The sequence below is a fragment of the Methylopila sp. 73B genome, from assembly GCF_000526315.1.
In the GTDB taxonomy this organism is placed as follows: domain Bacteria; phylum Pseudomonadota; class Alphaproteobacteria; order Rhizobiales; family Methylopilaceae; genus Methylopila.
Genome location: NZ_JAFV01000001.1, coordinates 69,756 through 83,438 on the forward strand (window position 1 = coordinate 69,756; position 13,683 = coordinate 83,438).

12 protein-coding genes and 1 tRNA gene are annotated in these 13,683 nt (G+C 67.7%); 8 read left to right on the forward strand and 5 right to left on the reverse strand.

Going from position 1 to position 13,683, the window contains the following annotated elements; genetic code table 11:
* Positions 1 to 66 precede the first annotated feature (66 nt).
* The 3 genes from K244_RS0100310 (at position 67) to K244_RS0100325 (ending at position 2,894) form a co-directional block, all read left to right on the forward strand.
* Positions 67 to 1,266 (forward strand): alcohol dehydrogenase catalytic domain-containing protein, encoded by a 1,200-nt coding sequence (locus tag K244_RS0100310; protein ID WP_024816224.1) that lies wholly within the window; start codon positions 67 to 69, stop codon positions 1,264 to 1,266.
* Between the two features lie 177 nt (positions 1,267 to 1,443).
* Entirely contained in the window at positions 1,444 to 2,013 is a 570-nt protein-coding gene (locus K244_RS0100315; RefSeq protein ID WP_020184240.1) for a type 1 glutamine amidotransferase domain-containing protein, read from the forward strand.
* Between the two features lie 194 nt (positions 2,014 to 2,207).
* The gene (locus K244_RS0100325; RefSeq protein ID WP_024816225.1) at positions 2,208 to 2,894 is read left to right on the forward strand and encodes a type 1 glutamine amidotransferase domain-containing protein; all 687 of its coding nucleotides are present in this window, start codon (positions 2,208 to 2,210) and stop codon (positions 2,892 to 2,894) included.
* A 234-nt stretch (positions 2,895 to 3,128) separates the two neighbouring features.
* Here the strand turns inward: K244_RS0100325 and K244_RS0100330 are convergent, their stop codons facing one another.
* Positions 3,129 to 3,983, reverse strand: a complete 855-nt coding sequence (locus K244_RS0100330) for an MEDS domain-containing protein (protein ID WP_081761389.1) — start codon at positions 3,981 to 3,983, stop codon at positions 3,129 to 3,131.
* Positions 3,984 to 4,294: 311 nt separating this feature from the next.
* Here K244_RS0100330 and K244_RS0100335 point away from each other — a divergent pair, with 311 nt between their 5' ends.
* From K244_RS0100335 to K244_RS24055, 3 genes are all read left to right on the forward strand, one after another.
* Positions 4,295 to 4,972, forward strand: a complete 678-nt coding sequence (locus K244_RS0100335; protein ID WP_081761390.1) for a helix-turn-helix domain-containing protein — start codon at positions 4,295 to 4,297, stop codon at positions 4,970 to 4,972.
* 110 nt (positions 4,973 to 5,082) lie between these two features.
* A complete protein-coding gene (locus K244_RS0100340) occupies positions 5,083 to 7,683 on the forward strand; it encodes an excinuclease ABC subunit UvrA (protein WP_020184244.1) in 2,601 nt (866 codons plus the stop codon).
* Positions 7,684 to 7,712: 29 nt separating this feature from the next.
* Complete coding sequence (locus K244_RS24055; RefSeq protein ID WP_245259797.1) at positions 7,713 to 7,967, forward strand: hypothetical protein; 255 nt, start codon at positions 7,713 to 7,715, stop codon at positions 7,965 to 7,967.
* Here K244_RS24055 and K244_RS21175 read toward each other — a convergent pair.
* Positions 7,855 to 8,223 carry a phage portal protein gene (locus tag K244_RS21175; RefSeq protein WP_020184245.1) on the reverse strand — a complete coding sequence of 123 codons (369 nt, stop codon included), beginning with the start codon at positions 8,221 to 8,223 and terminating at the stop codon, positions 7,855 to 7,857. The two genes, K244_RS24055 and K244_RS21175, sit on opposite strands and share 113 nt — an antisense overlap.
* A 305-nt stretch (positions 8,224 to 8,528) precedes the next feature.
* Positions 8,529 to 8,603, reverse strand: a tRNA-Gln gene (locus K244_RS0100350).
* A 97-nt stretch (positions 8,604 to 8,700) separates the two neighbouring features.
* On the opposite strand from K244_RS0100350, the gene K244_RS0100355 reads away from it, so the two are divergent.
* Positions 8,701 to 9,612 (forward strand): MBL fold metallo-hydrolase, encoded by a 912-nt coding sequence (locus K244_RS0100355; RefSeq protein WP_020184246.1) that lies wholly within the window; start codon positions 8,701 to 8,703, stop codon positions 9,610 to 9,612.
* On the opposite strand, the gene K244_RS0100360 is transcribed toward K244_RS0100355, so the two are convergent.
* Positions 9,613 to 10,449 carry a DUF1206 domain-containing protein gene (locus tag K244_RS0100360; protein ID WP_020184247.1) on the reverse strand — a complete coding sequence of 279 codons (837 nt, stop codon included), beginning with the start codon at positions 10,447 to 10,449 and terminating at the stop codon, positions 9,613 to 9,615.
* Positions 10,450 to 10,730: 281 nt separating this feature from the next.
* Positions 10,731 to 11,525: an EAL domain-containing protein gene (locus K244_RS0100365; protein WP_245259718.1), complete on the reverse strand. Its 795-nt coding sequence runs from the start codon at positions 11,523 to 11,525 to the stop codon at positions 10,731 to 10,733.
* Positions 11,526 to 11,788: 263 nt separating this feature from the next.
* Between K244_RS0100365 and K244_RS0100370 the strand changes: the two genes are divergently transcribed.
* Positions 11,789 to 13,681, forward strand: a complete 1,893-nt coding sequence (locus K244_RS0100370) for a propionyl-CoA synthetase (protein WP_020184249.1) — start codon at positions 11,789 to 11,791, stop codon at positions 13,679 to 13,681.
* The last annotated feature ends 2 nt before the right edge of the window (positions 13,682 to 13,683 follow it).

Consider the following 13,683-nt stretch of genomic DNA (forward strand, 5'->3'; position numbering starts at 1 on the left):
ACGCCGCGACGGTCACGTGCTGGACCTGCCTGGATCTATCCGTAACCAAGGGAAGGAGAAGCAGTTATGCCGTCAGGAAACCGAGTCGTCACGTATATGGGGCCGAGAAAAGTCGAGCTCCAAACCTTCGACTATCCAAAGCTCGTCGATCCGAAGGGCAACAAGACGCCGCACGGGGCGATTCTTCAGCTGGTCACCACCAATATCTGCGGCAGCGATCAGCACATCTACCGCGGCCGGTTCCCCGCTCCCTCGGGCATGGTGTTGGGCCACGAGATGACCGGCGAGGTGATCGAGACCGGGCCCGACGTGCACTTCATAAAGAAGGGCGACCTCTGCTCGGTCCCGTTCAACGTCTCATGCGGGCGGTGCCGCAACTGCAAGGAGCGACACACGGACACCTGCATGAACGTCAACGACGAGGTCGACTGCGGCGCGTATGGATTCAATCTAGGCGGCTGGCAGGGCGGGCAGTCGGACTACCTCATGGTCCCGTACGCCGACTGGAACCTGCTTCGCTTCCCCGACAAGGATCAGGCGCTGGCGAAGATCAAGGACTTGACGTTGCTCTCCGACATTCTGCCGACGGGCTTTCACGGCTGCGTTCAGGCGGGCGTCAAATACGGCTCGACGGTCTATATCGCGGGCGCAGGCCCCGTCGGCCGATGCGCCGCCGCATCCGCCCAGCTCCTCGGCGCCTCGTGCATCATCGTGGGCGACTCCAACCCCGGACGTCTCGCGCTCGTGAAGAGCGCCGGCTACGAGACCGTGGACATATCCTCCGCGACGCCGGTCCCTGATCAGATCGAGGCGATCCTCGGCGCGCGCGAGGTGGACTGCGGCGTCGACGCCGTCGGCTTCGAGGCGCACGGCAACGGACCCGGAGCCGGCGAGGATCCCGCCGCCGTCCTCAATACGATGATCGAGATCGTGCGCGCCAACGGGGCCGTGGGCGCACCGGGTATCTACACGGCCGGAGATCCCGAAGCCATCGACGCGGACGCCAAAGTCGGGAGGTATCGCATCGACTTCGGCAAGGCCTGGATCAAGTCGCCTCACATCTCGGCCGGCCAGGCACCTATCATGCACTACAACCGCGATCTGATGATGGCGATCCTCTGGGATCGCATGCCCTACCTGTCGAAGGTCGTGAACGTCGAGGTCATCCCGCTCGAAAAGGCGACCGAGGCGTACCGCCTGTTCGATGAGGGCGCGCCCAAGAAGTTTGTCATCGATCCGCACAACACGACGAAACTGGCGGCCTGAGTCGCCGGCGGACGGCGCGCCTCGTCGAGGCGCTCCGATCCGCCAATCGCGGACGCCGCGCCGGACCGTCGAGCGTCCGCGTCCTCCGGAAGTGCAAGGCGAGACCCCGGCGAACGCGGCAAGGGCCGCACCTCGGCGGCCCAAGCCGTTCGAACAGCAGCATGCAGGAGATCTCTCATGGCGACCGATACGCTCAAAGGATTGAACGTCGCGATCCTCGTCACCGACGGCTTCGAGGAGGTCGAGATGACCGAGCCTCGCAAGGCTCTCGACGACGCCGGGGCCAAAACTAGTCTCATCTCGCCCAAGTCGGACGACGTCCGCGCCTGGGACTTTAAGGACTGGAGCGATCGCTACCCTGTGGATGCGCCGCTCGCCTCCGCCGCCCCCGAAAACTACGACGCTCTCCTCCTGCCCGGCGGCGTCATCAACCCGGACACGCTCCGCGCCGACGCCAAGGCCGTGGCGTTCGTCAAAGCGTTCTTCGACGCCGGAAAGCCTGTCGCCTCGATCTGCCATGGGCCGTGGACGATCATCGAGACTGGGGCGGCGAGCGGCCGGCGCATGACCTCGTGGCCCTCCCTCAAGACCGATCTCAAGAACGCCGGCGCGGACTGGGTCGACGAAGAGGTCGTCGTCGACCAGGGCCTCGTGACGAGCCGCAGTCCCGACGACATGGCCGCTTTCAACCGTGAAACCGTGAAGCTGTTCGCGGACGCGAAAGGAAACGCGGCGCGGGCGGCCTGAAGAGCGGCCGTCGTCGCCGGGGCGATGGCGCGCGGCTCGAGCGAGTGCGGGGGCCGCACGGCGCGGTCGATCGGCGATCCACGAGTAGAAAAAGATGCGCGCCCTGGCGGAGTCGATCGGCCTCGACCGCGCCAAGGCGATGTTATGGTCGGGCGTCTTTCCACCCTCGAGCGTCAGCTAAAAAGGACACGCACGTGATGATACTGATGGTCCTCACCTCGCACGACCGCCTTGGCGACACCGGCCGCAAGACTGGCTTCTGGCTCGAGGAACTCGCTGCGCCGTACTACGCCTTCAAGGACTCGGGAGCCGAGATCGCTCTGGCTTCACCGGAAGGAGGCGAACCGCCGCTCGATCCGAAAAGCGCCGAACCCGACTCTCAGACTGACGACACAAGACGGTTCGAGGCCGACGCCGCCGCCAAGTCTGCGCTCAAGACAACCGCTCGGCTCGACACGGTCTCGCATGAGGCCCTCGACGCCGTGTTCTATCCTGGCGGCCATGGCCCCCTCTGGGATCTGGCGGAGGACCGCCGCTCGATCGCGCTGATTGAGGCGACGATCGCGGCGGGCAAGCCCGTCGCCCTCGTGTGCCACGCGCCCGGCGTGCTCCGTCATGTGCGGACCGCAGGCGGCAGGCCGCTGGTCGAGGGCCGCAACGTCACCGGCTTCGCCAACACGGAGGAGGAGGCCGTGGGGCTTACCGCGATCGTGCCGTTCCTGGTCGAGGACGAGCTCAAGCGGAACGGTGGACTGTACTCGAAGGCGGCCGACTGGCAGCCCTATGTGGTTCCTGACGGGCTGCTGATCACCGGGCAGAACCCGGCGTCCTCGGCGCCTGCGGCTAAGGCGCTGATCAAGATGCTCGAGTCTCGCGCTTGAGAGCGTGTTCGCAGGCGAGACGTCAAAGCCGCGGGCTTCGTCCGAGTCCGTCGAACGGCTGCGAGGAGGTCTCTGCGTTCTCGCCGTGCATCTCTTCGATATGCCGCGCCCGAAAAAACTGAGGTGAGTCGCCTCGTCAGGGAGGAATTGGACGCGCGAATAGCTTCAGCCGGTTGGGGAGGCGACCTCAAAGATGGCAGCCGCGATGACCGGCCACGATTTCAACACCTGTCTCTAAGCGTTAAACCGTCGAGGGCCGCCGGGCGCATGACAGCTGACATCCATTAACGGCGCCGATGGCGAAGCGAGCGTCAACAGCCTTACGGCTTCGACCATGGTGCGCACGCCCAGGCGCCTGATGGCGCGCTCACGATGGACTTCGATCGTGCGAACGCTAAGGCCAAGCTCGAAGGCGATGTTTTTCGTCACGACCCCATCGGCGACCAGCGAAATGACCTGCCGTTCGCGCGGAGATAAGGCTGCGACGCGGCTGGCGCCATCGAGCGCGGCGGGGCTTTCGTCGGTCAGATGGGCCTCGATCACCGACCAGCGGTTCTTCTGCTTTGCCAGCGCAACTTTGTGCGCGCGAACAACATCCAGAATGTCGCCCGCCTTGCATGACGAGAGGGGATAGGTGCACAGCAAGGAGATCGGTTTGCCTTCAATGACCTGATTCAGATATTCCTCATAGTCCATGAAGGCCTGCCAATCCCGCTGCTGCAGCCAGCAAGTGTGACCGCTGGCGGACAAGCCGGCGTGATTGTGCGACAAGGCTTCATCCAGTTTCTTGTCCCACAGCGCGACCAGCGGTCCGGGCTCGAACGCGCCGCCTCGCAGATAAGTGTCTGTAGCTGAATAAAGTTCGACCCCTCTCCGCACCAGCGGGTCGGCATTCATATTGTCAGGCATCACCCAGAGGCATCGGTCTCCGCGCCGCGTACCGGCGGCGAAAAATTGCCCGACGAGATCAAGTAGGTCGTCCTCAGTTTCAAAGAATGCGCAAACGTGCGTGCCGTGGCAGATAGCCGCCAGGACCGCGTCGTACGGCGGTTCTGCCGCAACAGAACCTGAAACCTTGCTCTGTGGCATCGAGCGACACCCCTGGGCTGGCGTTGCAAAATCACAACAATAGTAGACGTAGCGCGGTTAAGGGGGGCAGCGCGTGATTTCCCGCCGAGCCGCCATCCGGTCAGGAACCTTCAGAAATCGTCCCGTTGGCGTCGATCGAGCCCTGTGACCCGGTCCGAGACGATCGATGATCCGGCAAGGCCCGGCGCCGACGCGCCCTGATCCCGCGCATCCCAGCCCGCCTGGTTACTTTCCCTGTAGTGGAATCCACAGATGGCTGCGGCGACGTTCGTCATGTGAGGTGTCGATGACGAACAGGGGCCGAGAACGTCATGCCAGAAACAATGGAGGGCGCACTGTTCTTCGCCGCCCAGCTGGGTCCGGACAATCCGCGTAGCGAAGCCGATGCCGGTGCGGCGATGATGGCGGCAGGACGTGCGTCCCGATGGCGGCGAAACGAGGCGTGCGACGCCGTGATCGGACGGGGCGCCGTGGCGTGCATACGCTCCGGCGCGGTTCGCAAGTTCGCGCTTCGACCCGACGGCCACCGCCAGATCATCGATCTCGCCCTTTCTGGGGACTATCTCGGATTCGCGCCGGCTGATCCGTGTTTCTTCATTGAAGCCGTTTCAAAAGACACGGTGATCATCTCGTTCACGCGCGAACAGATCGCCGGGCTCGCCGCTCGCTTCCCGGCGGTTGCCCCCCTGCTGCAACGCTGCGCCGCCGACGCGATCCGCCGGCTCGAACACCACCTCCTTGTCCAAAACCGAGTAACGGCGCGGGAAAAAGTCAGTGCCTACCTGGCGGAAATGGCGCGCCGGGTTAAGCCGAACGGCGCCAACGCGATCGTGCTGCCGATCACCCGCTACGACATCGCCGACCATCTCGGCATTGCCGTCGAGACAGTGAGCCGCACGATGACGATGCTGCGCCAACGCGGATCAATCGCGCTCCGAACTCCGCGCGACGTCGAGATCCGCGATCCATCGATGTTCCGCGAAACCTGACGCTTACAACCGTCGCTTAGGACGGGAAGGGCGATAAGGTCGAGGCTTTCCTGCCAGGTGGTCTTGCCGCGATGTTCGCGCGAGCCGGTGCGTTACAGGAGGAGCGGCACGTGCGAGACATCGAGGCTGCCGGCTTCGTCCGGGTTCGCGGCGCGCGCGAGCACAATCTCAAGAACGTCGACGTCGACATTCCGCGCGACGCGTTGGTCGTGTTCACCGGCGTGTCGGGGTCGGGCAAGTCGTCGCTCGCGTTCTCCACCCTCTACGCTGAGGCGCAGCGCCGCTATCTCGAGTCGGTGTCGCCTTACGCCCGTCGCCTGTTCCACCAGATGGAGGTGCCGGAGGTCGACGAGATCGAGGGCCTGCCGCCGGCGGTGGCGCTGCAGCAGCAGCGCGGATCGCCAACCACCCGCTCGTCGGTCGGCAGCGTCACCACCCTCTCCAATCTGCTGCGGATGCTTTATTCGCGCGCCGGCGACTATCCGCCGGGCCAAGCCCATCTCGACGCCGAAACCTTCTCGCCCAACACGCCCGAGGGCGCCTGCCCGCGCTGCCACGGCCTCGGCCGGATCCATGAGGTCACCGAGGCCTCGATGGTCCCCGATCCTTCCAAGACCATCCGTGAGCGCGCGGTCGCCGCTTGGCCGACGGCCTGGGGCGGCCAGAACCTGCGCGACATCCTGATCAGCCTTGGCGTCGACGTCGACACGCCGTGGCGGAACCTGCCGAAGAAGGCGCGCGACTGGATTCTGTTCACCGAGGAGCAGCCCCAGGTCCCGGTTTATCCCGGGTGGAGCCACGACGAGATCCAGGATGCGATCCGGCGCGGGATCGAGCCTGCTTATATGGGCACCTTCTCAAGCGCGAAGCGCCATGTCACCCACAGCTATGCGACGACCCAGAGCGCGATGATGAAGAAACGCGCCGCGCGCTTCATGATCCCCCGGCTCTGCCCGGTCTGCGACGGCAAGAGGCTGCGCAGGGAAGCTCTGTCGGTCCGCTTTGGGGGCCTCGACCTCGCCGAGATGAGCGGCCTGCCGATGGCCCGGTTTTCAAAGATCTTCGCGCCCTATGCCGAAGCAAAAGCCGACACGCTGAAGGCGCTGCGCAAAACCCATCCGGAGAAAGCCTTGGTCGTGGAGCGCATCGCCGGCGATCTCTGCCGCCGCCTGTCGGTGCTGCTCGACCTCGGTCTCGGCTATCTGACGCTGGAACGCGGCACCCCGACCCTGTCGCCAGGGGAGCTGCAGCGGCTGCGGCTCGCCACGCAGGTCGTCTCCAACCTGTTCGGCGTCGTCTATGTGATGGACGAGCCGTCCGCCGGGCTCCATCCCGCCGACACCGAGGCGCTGCTCCGGGCGCTCGACGGCCTGAAGGCGGTCGGCAACTCGCTGTTCGTGGTCGAGCATGAGATGGACGTCGTCCGCCGCGCCGACTGGATCGTCGATGTCGGCCCCGTGGCCGGCGAGCATGGCGGCGAGATCCTCTACAGCGGCCCGATCGAGGGTCTGCGCCAGGTCGCGGAGTCGGAGACGAGGCGCCATCTGTTCGACGAAGGCGGCGGGACGCCGAGCCGGAGGCGCGAGCCCGCCGGTTGGCTGCGTCTGGAGGGCGTCTCGCGCAACAATCTGAAGCAGATCGATTGCGCGATCCCGCTCCGCGTGATGACCACTGTCACCGGAATCTCCGGTTCGGGGAAATCGAGCCTGGTCAGCCAGGCGCTGGTCGAGCTGGTCGCCGCCGCCCTCGGCGCCCCGGTCGCGGCCGAAGAGGAGACGGACGCCGAAGCCGCGCTCGAGGACCGCCCCGCCGTCGCGACGGAGGGTCGGATCGTCGGCGGGCTTGAAGGGATCAGGCGGCTGATCGAGGTCGACCAGAAGCCGATCGGCCGCACCCCGCGCTCCAACCTCGCCACCTACACTGGCCTGTTCGACCATGTCCGCGCCCTGTTCGCGGCGACCACAGAAGCCAGGAAGCGCCGCTACGACGCGGGCCGCTTCTCGTTCAATGTCGCGAAAGGCCGCTGCCCGCGCTGCGAGGGCGAAGGCTTTGTGATGGTGGAGTTGCTCTTCCTGCCGAGCGTCTACGCGCCCTGTCCGACATGTCGCGGCGCCCGCTACAACCCCAAGACGCTCGAGATCCGCTATCGCGGGAAGACCATCGCCGAGGTGCTCGCGCTCACGGTCGAGGGCGCCTGGGAGTTCTTCGAAGACGCGCCTAATGTCCTCCGGTCGCTCAAGGTGCTTCGCGAGGTCGGGCTCAACTATCTCCGCCTCGGACAGCCCGCGACCGAGTTTTCGGGCGGCGAGGCGCAAAGGGTGAAGCTCGCCACCGAGTTGCAGCGCTCCCAGCGCGGCGGCGCGCTCTATGTGCTGGACGAGCCGACGACTGGCCTTCACCCGACCGATGTCGAGCGCCTGCTGGGCCAACTTCACGCCTTGGTAGACGCTGGCAACAGCGTGATCCTGGTCGATCACGACATGAAGGTGGCGGCGGCGAGCGACTGGGTGATCGACATTGGCCCCGGCGCGGGCGACGAGGGCGGGCGGATCGTCGCGAGCGGCCCGCCGGCGAAGGTCGCCGCCTGCCGGGCGAGCCGCACCGCGCCTTATCTCGATCGCGCGCTCGGCGGAGGGCCGGTCGCCACGGCTACCGGGTCTAGGCCAGGAAGCTGCAGATCGACGAGACTGAGGCCGCGATCGTCCGACTGATCTTCGAGCGCTACCTCGGGCTTGGATCGCTGTCCGCGCTGCAGAGGGAGCTGAGGGAGCAGGGCGTCGTCTCACGGACGCGCAGCCTCAAGTCAGACGGCGCCGCCGGCGTCCCGCTTAGGAACGGGCCTCTCGCGCACCTGCTGGCGAACCGGGTCTACCTCGGCGAGATTAACCGTCCTGGTGCGCGTAGACGGTGGCGCCGCCCTGGTGGCGGTAGCGGTAGGCGGGGGCTCCGGTGTCGAGCGTCGGGATGTCGACGGCGCGCGGGTCGAGCCGGATGAGCTCAAGGGGCGAGCCGTCGCCGCGGCGGGTGACAAGCGCGAAGCCGTCGCCGTGCAGGAGCGCGTCGGACGTGATCTGGCGGCGAAGTTCGCCGGCGCTGGTCCAGTCGTTCGCCTCGTCATGGGCGAGGCGGTAGGCGTCATGGTCGGGGGCAGGGCGCTTGCCCTCACCGTCCCGCTCATAGACCTTGACCGGCAGGATTCCAATTGTTGTCGAGATGATCGTGACCTCCGCCTTGACCGCCGGGACGCGCATAGCGCTTTCGGGCGTGACAGCCGGGCCGGCTTCAGTATTCGGGAGCGCGAATAAGTCGGCCCACCGCCCCGCTGCCGCTTCACTGGACGGGGCGGGGGGCGACTTTACCTCGAGCGCTCGCCCGAGGAATTTGGAAATGGAGGAGGAGAGGCGCAAACGATGGGTCCGAAACTTGACGACCCAAATATTTTACTATGCGCAACTCTGCGCGCCAAACCGATACGGTGTGTTGATACGGAAAAATGATACGGTTTGCGCCGCGGGCCTCGGTTGAAAACGCCTGTTTTTCAAAGACTTAGGAAGACTGGCTGGGGCGGGAGGATTCGAACCTCCGCATGGGGGAATCAAAATCCCCTGCCTTACCGCTTGGCGACGCCCCACCGTTCGCGTTAAGCGCCGGGATGGGCGATGGATAGCCGGGGCGGGCGCGGTCCGCAACCGCCGTCGGCGCCGACGGGTCATCGGCGGAGGAGCGCCATGAGCGACGATCTGACGTTCGACCGCTCCGCCGACCCGCCGGCCGGCGTCGTGCGCGAGGTCGCCCCGCTCGTGCGTCGGGTGATCGCGCCGAACCCCTCCGCCTTCACCTTCACGGGCACCGCGACCTACCTCGTGGGCCGCGGCCGCGTCGCCGTGATCGATCCGGGGCCGGACGACCCTCACCACACGGCGGCGCTGCTCGCGGCGCTCGACGGCGCGACCGTCGAGGCGATCGTCGTGACCCACAGCCATCGTGATCACTCCGCGGGCGTCCCGGCGCTGAAGGCCGCGACCGGGGCGCCGGTGGTCGGCGCCGGGCCGCACCGCGCCTTCCGCGCGCTTCACGCCGGAGAGGCGCGCGGGCTGGAGGCGGGCGTCGACGGGTCCTACGCGCCGGACCGCACGCTCGCCGATGGGGAGGGGATCACGGGCCCCGGCTGGTCGCTGGTCGCGGTGGAAACGCCCGGCCACACCGCGAACCACCTCGCCTTCGCCTTCCCCGAGAGCGCGCTTCTGTTTTCCGGCGACCACGTGATGGCTTGGTCGACGTCGATCGTGGCGCCTCCGGACGGCGCCATGGGCGCCTACGTCGCCTCGCTCCGCAAGCTCATCGAACGGCCGGAGGAACTCTACCTTCCCGGACACGGCCCCGCGCTGCGCGACGCGCGGCGGTTCTCCCGCCAATTGCTCGGCCACCGGCTCATGCGCGAGACCGCGATCCGCCTGCGGCTGGCGGAAGGGCCTCGGACCATCCCCCAGCTGGTCGCGGAGCTTTACCGCGGACTTGATCCGAAACTCCTCTTCGCAGCGGGTCTGTCGGTCTTCGCCCATCTCGAGGATCTCACCGCGCGGGGCGAGGCCGCGACCGATGGACCGCCAACCCTCAACGGTCTCTATCGCGCGCCGTGATCAGGCCCGCCGCGACAGCAGCGCCTTGGCGTCGGCGAGGTCCGGCGTGTCGATCCGGCGGTAGCGGGCCTGAACCAGGCCGAAGAAGCCGAAGGCGAACAGCCCGGCGGCGGTCAGAAACAGCAGCGCCCAGCCATAGGGCTGGCCGCGCAGCGCCTGCAGCGCGCCGCCGAGGCCGCGCACCTCGTCGCTGTCGGCGTGAAGCGCCGCCGTCACCACGAAGCCGCCGATGATCACGAAGGTCAGAGCGCGGGCGGCGTAGCCGGCGCGGCCGACATGGCGCACCCAGTCGGTCGCCCCGGGCGGCGGGGCGAGACGGCGCATGACGTCGCCCTTCCAGGCCTTCCAGCCGTAGGCGAGGCCGCCCGCGATGAGGCCGAGGCCGATCGCGCCGACGAGCCAGGCGCCGGCCGGCTGCGCCATCAGCCATTCCGTCCAGTCCTGCGCCATCTGATCCTCCGCGCCGCCGCCGCCGCGGCCGAGCGCGAGATTGGCGGCGGTCGCCGCGAGCCCGAGGTAGACGACGCCGCTGACCGCCTGCAGCGCGCGGGTGGCGCGCGCCTTGGCCGAACGGCCGCGGCCGTCGGCGTCGAACGCCGCGCCGATCACGCGCCAGGCCGCGAAGCACACGAGGCCCGCGCCGATCGCCAGCAGCAGGACGGCGCCGAAGGGCTGCTCCAGCACGCTGCGCAGGGCGCTCTTGCCGCCGCCCACGCCGCCGCCGGAGCCGATCGCGGCAAGCGCGGCGAGGCCCCCGACAAGGCAGTACACGACGCCACGCGCGGCGAAGCCGATGCGAGCGAGAAGTTCCAGGCGGCGAACGGGGGGATGCGTCATCACCCGATCATCGGGCGCGGCGGAGCGTCTTCAAGGATCTCTCAGAAAAGGTTCGTTAGCGCTTGCAGCGACTCAGAACCGTCCCCATCCTTTGCCCTGTCGTTAACAACCGAAAGGAGGTGATCCGGTGTCTCATCGTCTTGATCAGCGCTCGGAGAGCGCCGCGACCTCGATTCTGGCTTTGGCTGGGTATCGCGCCTGACGTTCGGGTGGTCGCGGGTCTCTCGACCGCGATTGGAGATGGGAGGGGTCGTCCTGCGAGGGACGGCCCCTCCGCTCGTTTAGGCGGCGTTTTTCGCGATCGGCGCGGGCGCGGGGAGCCGGACCTCGGGAAGGCGTTCGAAGCCGGGCTTGGCCAGCAGGTAGCCCTGCACCAGCCGGATGCCGATCTCCCGCACCACCGCGAGCTCGGCCTCCGTCTCGACGCCTTCGGCGACGACCGCGATCCCAAGCGTGTCGGCGAGACGCGCGACGCTCGCCACGATCGCCTGTCGCGGCCGGCTGGCGTCGATCCCGCGGATCAGGTCCATGTCCAGCTTGATCACGTCGGGCTGGAACTCGGCGAGTAGGTTGAGGCCGGAATGCCCGGCGCCGAAATCGTCGATCGCCGTCACCATGCCCTGCCGGCGGTACTCCGCCATGATGCGGGTGAGGTGGGCGCGGTCGTCGACCCGCTCGCCCTCGGTCACCTCGAACATGATCCGCTCAACCGGAAAACCGTGCCGCTTCGCCGCGGCGAGCGTCGTGCCGAGGCAGATCTCAGGCTGATAGACGGCGTTCGGCATGAAGTTGATCGACAGCCGAGCCTCGATCCGAAGCCGCGCGGCGAGCTCCACCGCGGTGCGTCGGCACAGCTGGTCGAAGGCGAACCGATTGTCCGGCGTCACGTCCGCCAGCACCGCGCCGGCGCCTGCGCCGTCCAGGCCGCGAACAAGCGCCTCGAAGGCGAAGATCGAACCGTCCGTCACGTCGACGATCGGCTGGAAGGCCATGGTGATGGCGCGGGGAAACGGGATGCTGCAACCTAGGCAACCGGCCGCCTGCAACGTGTCATGGGATTCGTGGCCGACGCGCATGCGGGATCCAGACTTCGACGAGTACACTCCGAAAGTCTGAGGGGTAAAACATTACATTTTAGTTAGGGAAGGCCCGCCGGACCAACAGGAATGCTGGCGGCAAGCGTCCGCGACCGCCGGAGATTCCACGGTCCCTGAGTTTGGCCCGCGCGTTCGCTCCGGCCGGGCCTTCGCGCCCGTGGCGGGAGGACGGGGAAGCGGGTAACTCTTGGGGCTCAGCGCAAAGCGGCCGCAAAGCGCCGCGTCGTCGGGGAGGGGCCTTCATGCCCGCATCGTATCGCGACCTCTACTCGGCCTCGCTCGACGACCGCGAAGCCTTCTGGCTCGAGGCGGCGGAGGCGATCGACTGGTTCGAGCCGCCGACCCGCGCCTTCGACCCCGATCTCGGCGCCTATGGCCGCTGGTTTCCCGACGGGGTCGTCAACGCCTGCCACAACGCGCTCGACCGGCATGTGGCCGCGGGCCGGGGGGAGCAGGCGGCGCTGATCTACGACAGCCCCGTCACCGGCGCCAAACGCGCCTATTCCTACGCGGAGCTTCTCGCCGAGGTGGCGCGCTTCGCCGCGGTGCTGCAGGACTTCGGGGTCGGGCCGGGCGACCGGGTCGTCGTCTACATGCCGATGATCCCGGAAGCGGTTATCGCGACCTACGCCTGTGCCCGGTTGGGCGCGATCCACTCGGTGGTGTTTGGCGGCTTCGCGGCGAACGAGCTCGCCAAGCGCATCGACGACGCTGCCCCGAAGGTGGTGCTGGCGGCGTCCTGCGGCATCGAGCCGACGCGGATCGTGCCCTACAAGCCCCTGCTCGACGCGGCGCTGGCGGGCGCGGCGCATGCGCCCGAAGCGGTCATCCTGCTGCAGCGCCCGCAGCTGGACGCCGAGATGGCCGCCGGCCGCGACCACGACTGGGCTGATCTGATCGCCGCCGCCGAGGGCCGCACGACCGCTTGCGCCCGCATGAAGGCGACCGACCCGCTCTACATCCTCTACACCTCCGGCACGACGGGGACGCCGAAGGGCGTGGTGCGCGACACCGGCGGCTACCTCGTAGCCCTCGCCTGGACCATGAAGGGGCTCTACGGGATCGCGCCCGGCGAGGTGTTCTGGTGCGCCTCGGACATCGGCTGGGTGGTCGGGCACTCCTACATCGTCTATGGCCCTCTCATCCATGGCGCGACCACGATCCTCTACGAGGGCAAGCCGGTCGGCACGCCCGACGCCGGCGCCTTCTGGCGGGTGATCGCCGAGCACAAGGCGGTCGCGCTGTTCACCGCGCCGACCGCGCTGCGCGCCATCAAGAAGGAAGATTCCGGGGGCGAGCTGTTCCGCCAGCACGACCTCAGCGGCTTCCGAGCGCTGTTCCTCGCGGGCGAGCGGGCCGATCCGCCGACGGTGCAGTGGGCGGAGGATCTGCTCAAGGTTCCCGTCATCGACCATTGCTGGCAGACCGAGACCGGCTGGGCGATCGTCGGCAACCCGCTCGGGATCGAGCCTCTGCCCGTGAAGCACGGCTCGCCGACCGTGCCGATGCCGGGCTACGACGTGAAGGTGCTGGACGACGCGGGCCACGAAGCGGCGCCGGGGGCGCTCGGCAACATCGTCATCAAGCTGCCGCTGCCGCCGGGATGCCTGCCGACGCTGTGGAACGCCGACGACCGCTTCCGCTCGGCCTATCTCGAGGGCTTTCCCGGCTACTACCAGACCTCGGACGCCGGCTTCATCGACGAGGACGGCTACGTCTTCTTCATGGCCCGCACCGACGACATCATCAACGTCGCGGGCCACCGCCTCTCGACCGGCGGCATGGAGGAGGTGATCGCGAGCCACCCCGACGTCGCGGAATGCGCCGTGGTCGGCGTGGCCGACGCGCTGAAGGGCCAGTCGCCGACCGGCTTCGTGGTGCTGAAGGCCGGCGTCGCGCGGCCGATCGCCGACATCGAGCGCGAGATCGTGGCGCTGGTGCGCGACCGGATCGGCCCGGTGGCGGCCTTCAAGACCGCGCTGACGGTGCAGCGCCTCCCCAAGACCCGCTCCGGCAAGATCCTGCGCGGCACGATCCAGAAGATCGCCGACGGCGAGGATTGGACCATGCCCGCGACCATCGAGGATCCGGCGACGCTCGACGAGATCGGCGACGCGCTGGCGGGCCGAAAGTGAGG

Coding starts and splice junctions, on each gene's coding strand:
- K244_RS21175 (WP_020184245.1), bottom strand. CDS start 8,223: ATGCGCGTCCCGGCGGTCAAGGCGGAGGTCACGATCATCTCGACAACA.
- K244_RS0100335 (WP_081761390.1), top strand. CDS start 4,295: ATGCCAGAAACAATGGAGGGCGCACTGTTCTTCGCCGCCCAGCTGGGT.
- K244_RS0100365 (WP_245259718.1), bottom strand. CDS start 11,525: ATGCGCGTCGGCCACGAATCCCATGACACGTTGCAGGCGGCCGGTTGC.
- K244_RS0100310 (WP_024816224.1), top strand. CDS start 67: ATGCCGTCAGGAAACCGAGTCGTCACGTATATGGGGCCGAGAAAAGTC.
- K244_RS0100370 (WP_020184249.1), top strand. CDS start 11,789: ATGCCCGCATCGTATCGCGACCTCTACTCGGCCTCGCTCGACGACCGC.
- K244_RS0100315 (WP_020184240.1), top strand. CDS start 1,444: ATGGCGACCGATACGCTCAAAGGATTGAACGTCGCGATCCTCGTCACC.
- K244_RS0100355 (WP_020184246.1), top strand. CDS start 8,701: ATGAGCGACGATCTGACGTTCGACCGCTCCGCCGACCCGCCGGCCGGC.
- K244_RS0100330 (WP_081761389.1), bottom strand. CDS start 3,983: ATGCCACAGAGCAAGGTTTCAGGTTCTGTTGCGGCAGAACCGCCGTAC.
- K244_RS0100360 (WP_020184247.1), bottom strand. CDS start 10,449: ATGACGCATCCCCCCGTTCGCCGCCTGGAACTTCTCGCTCGCATCGGC.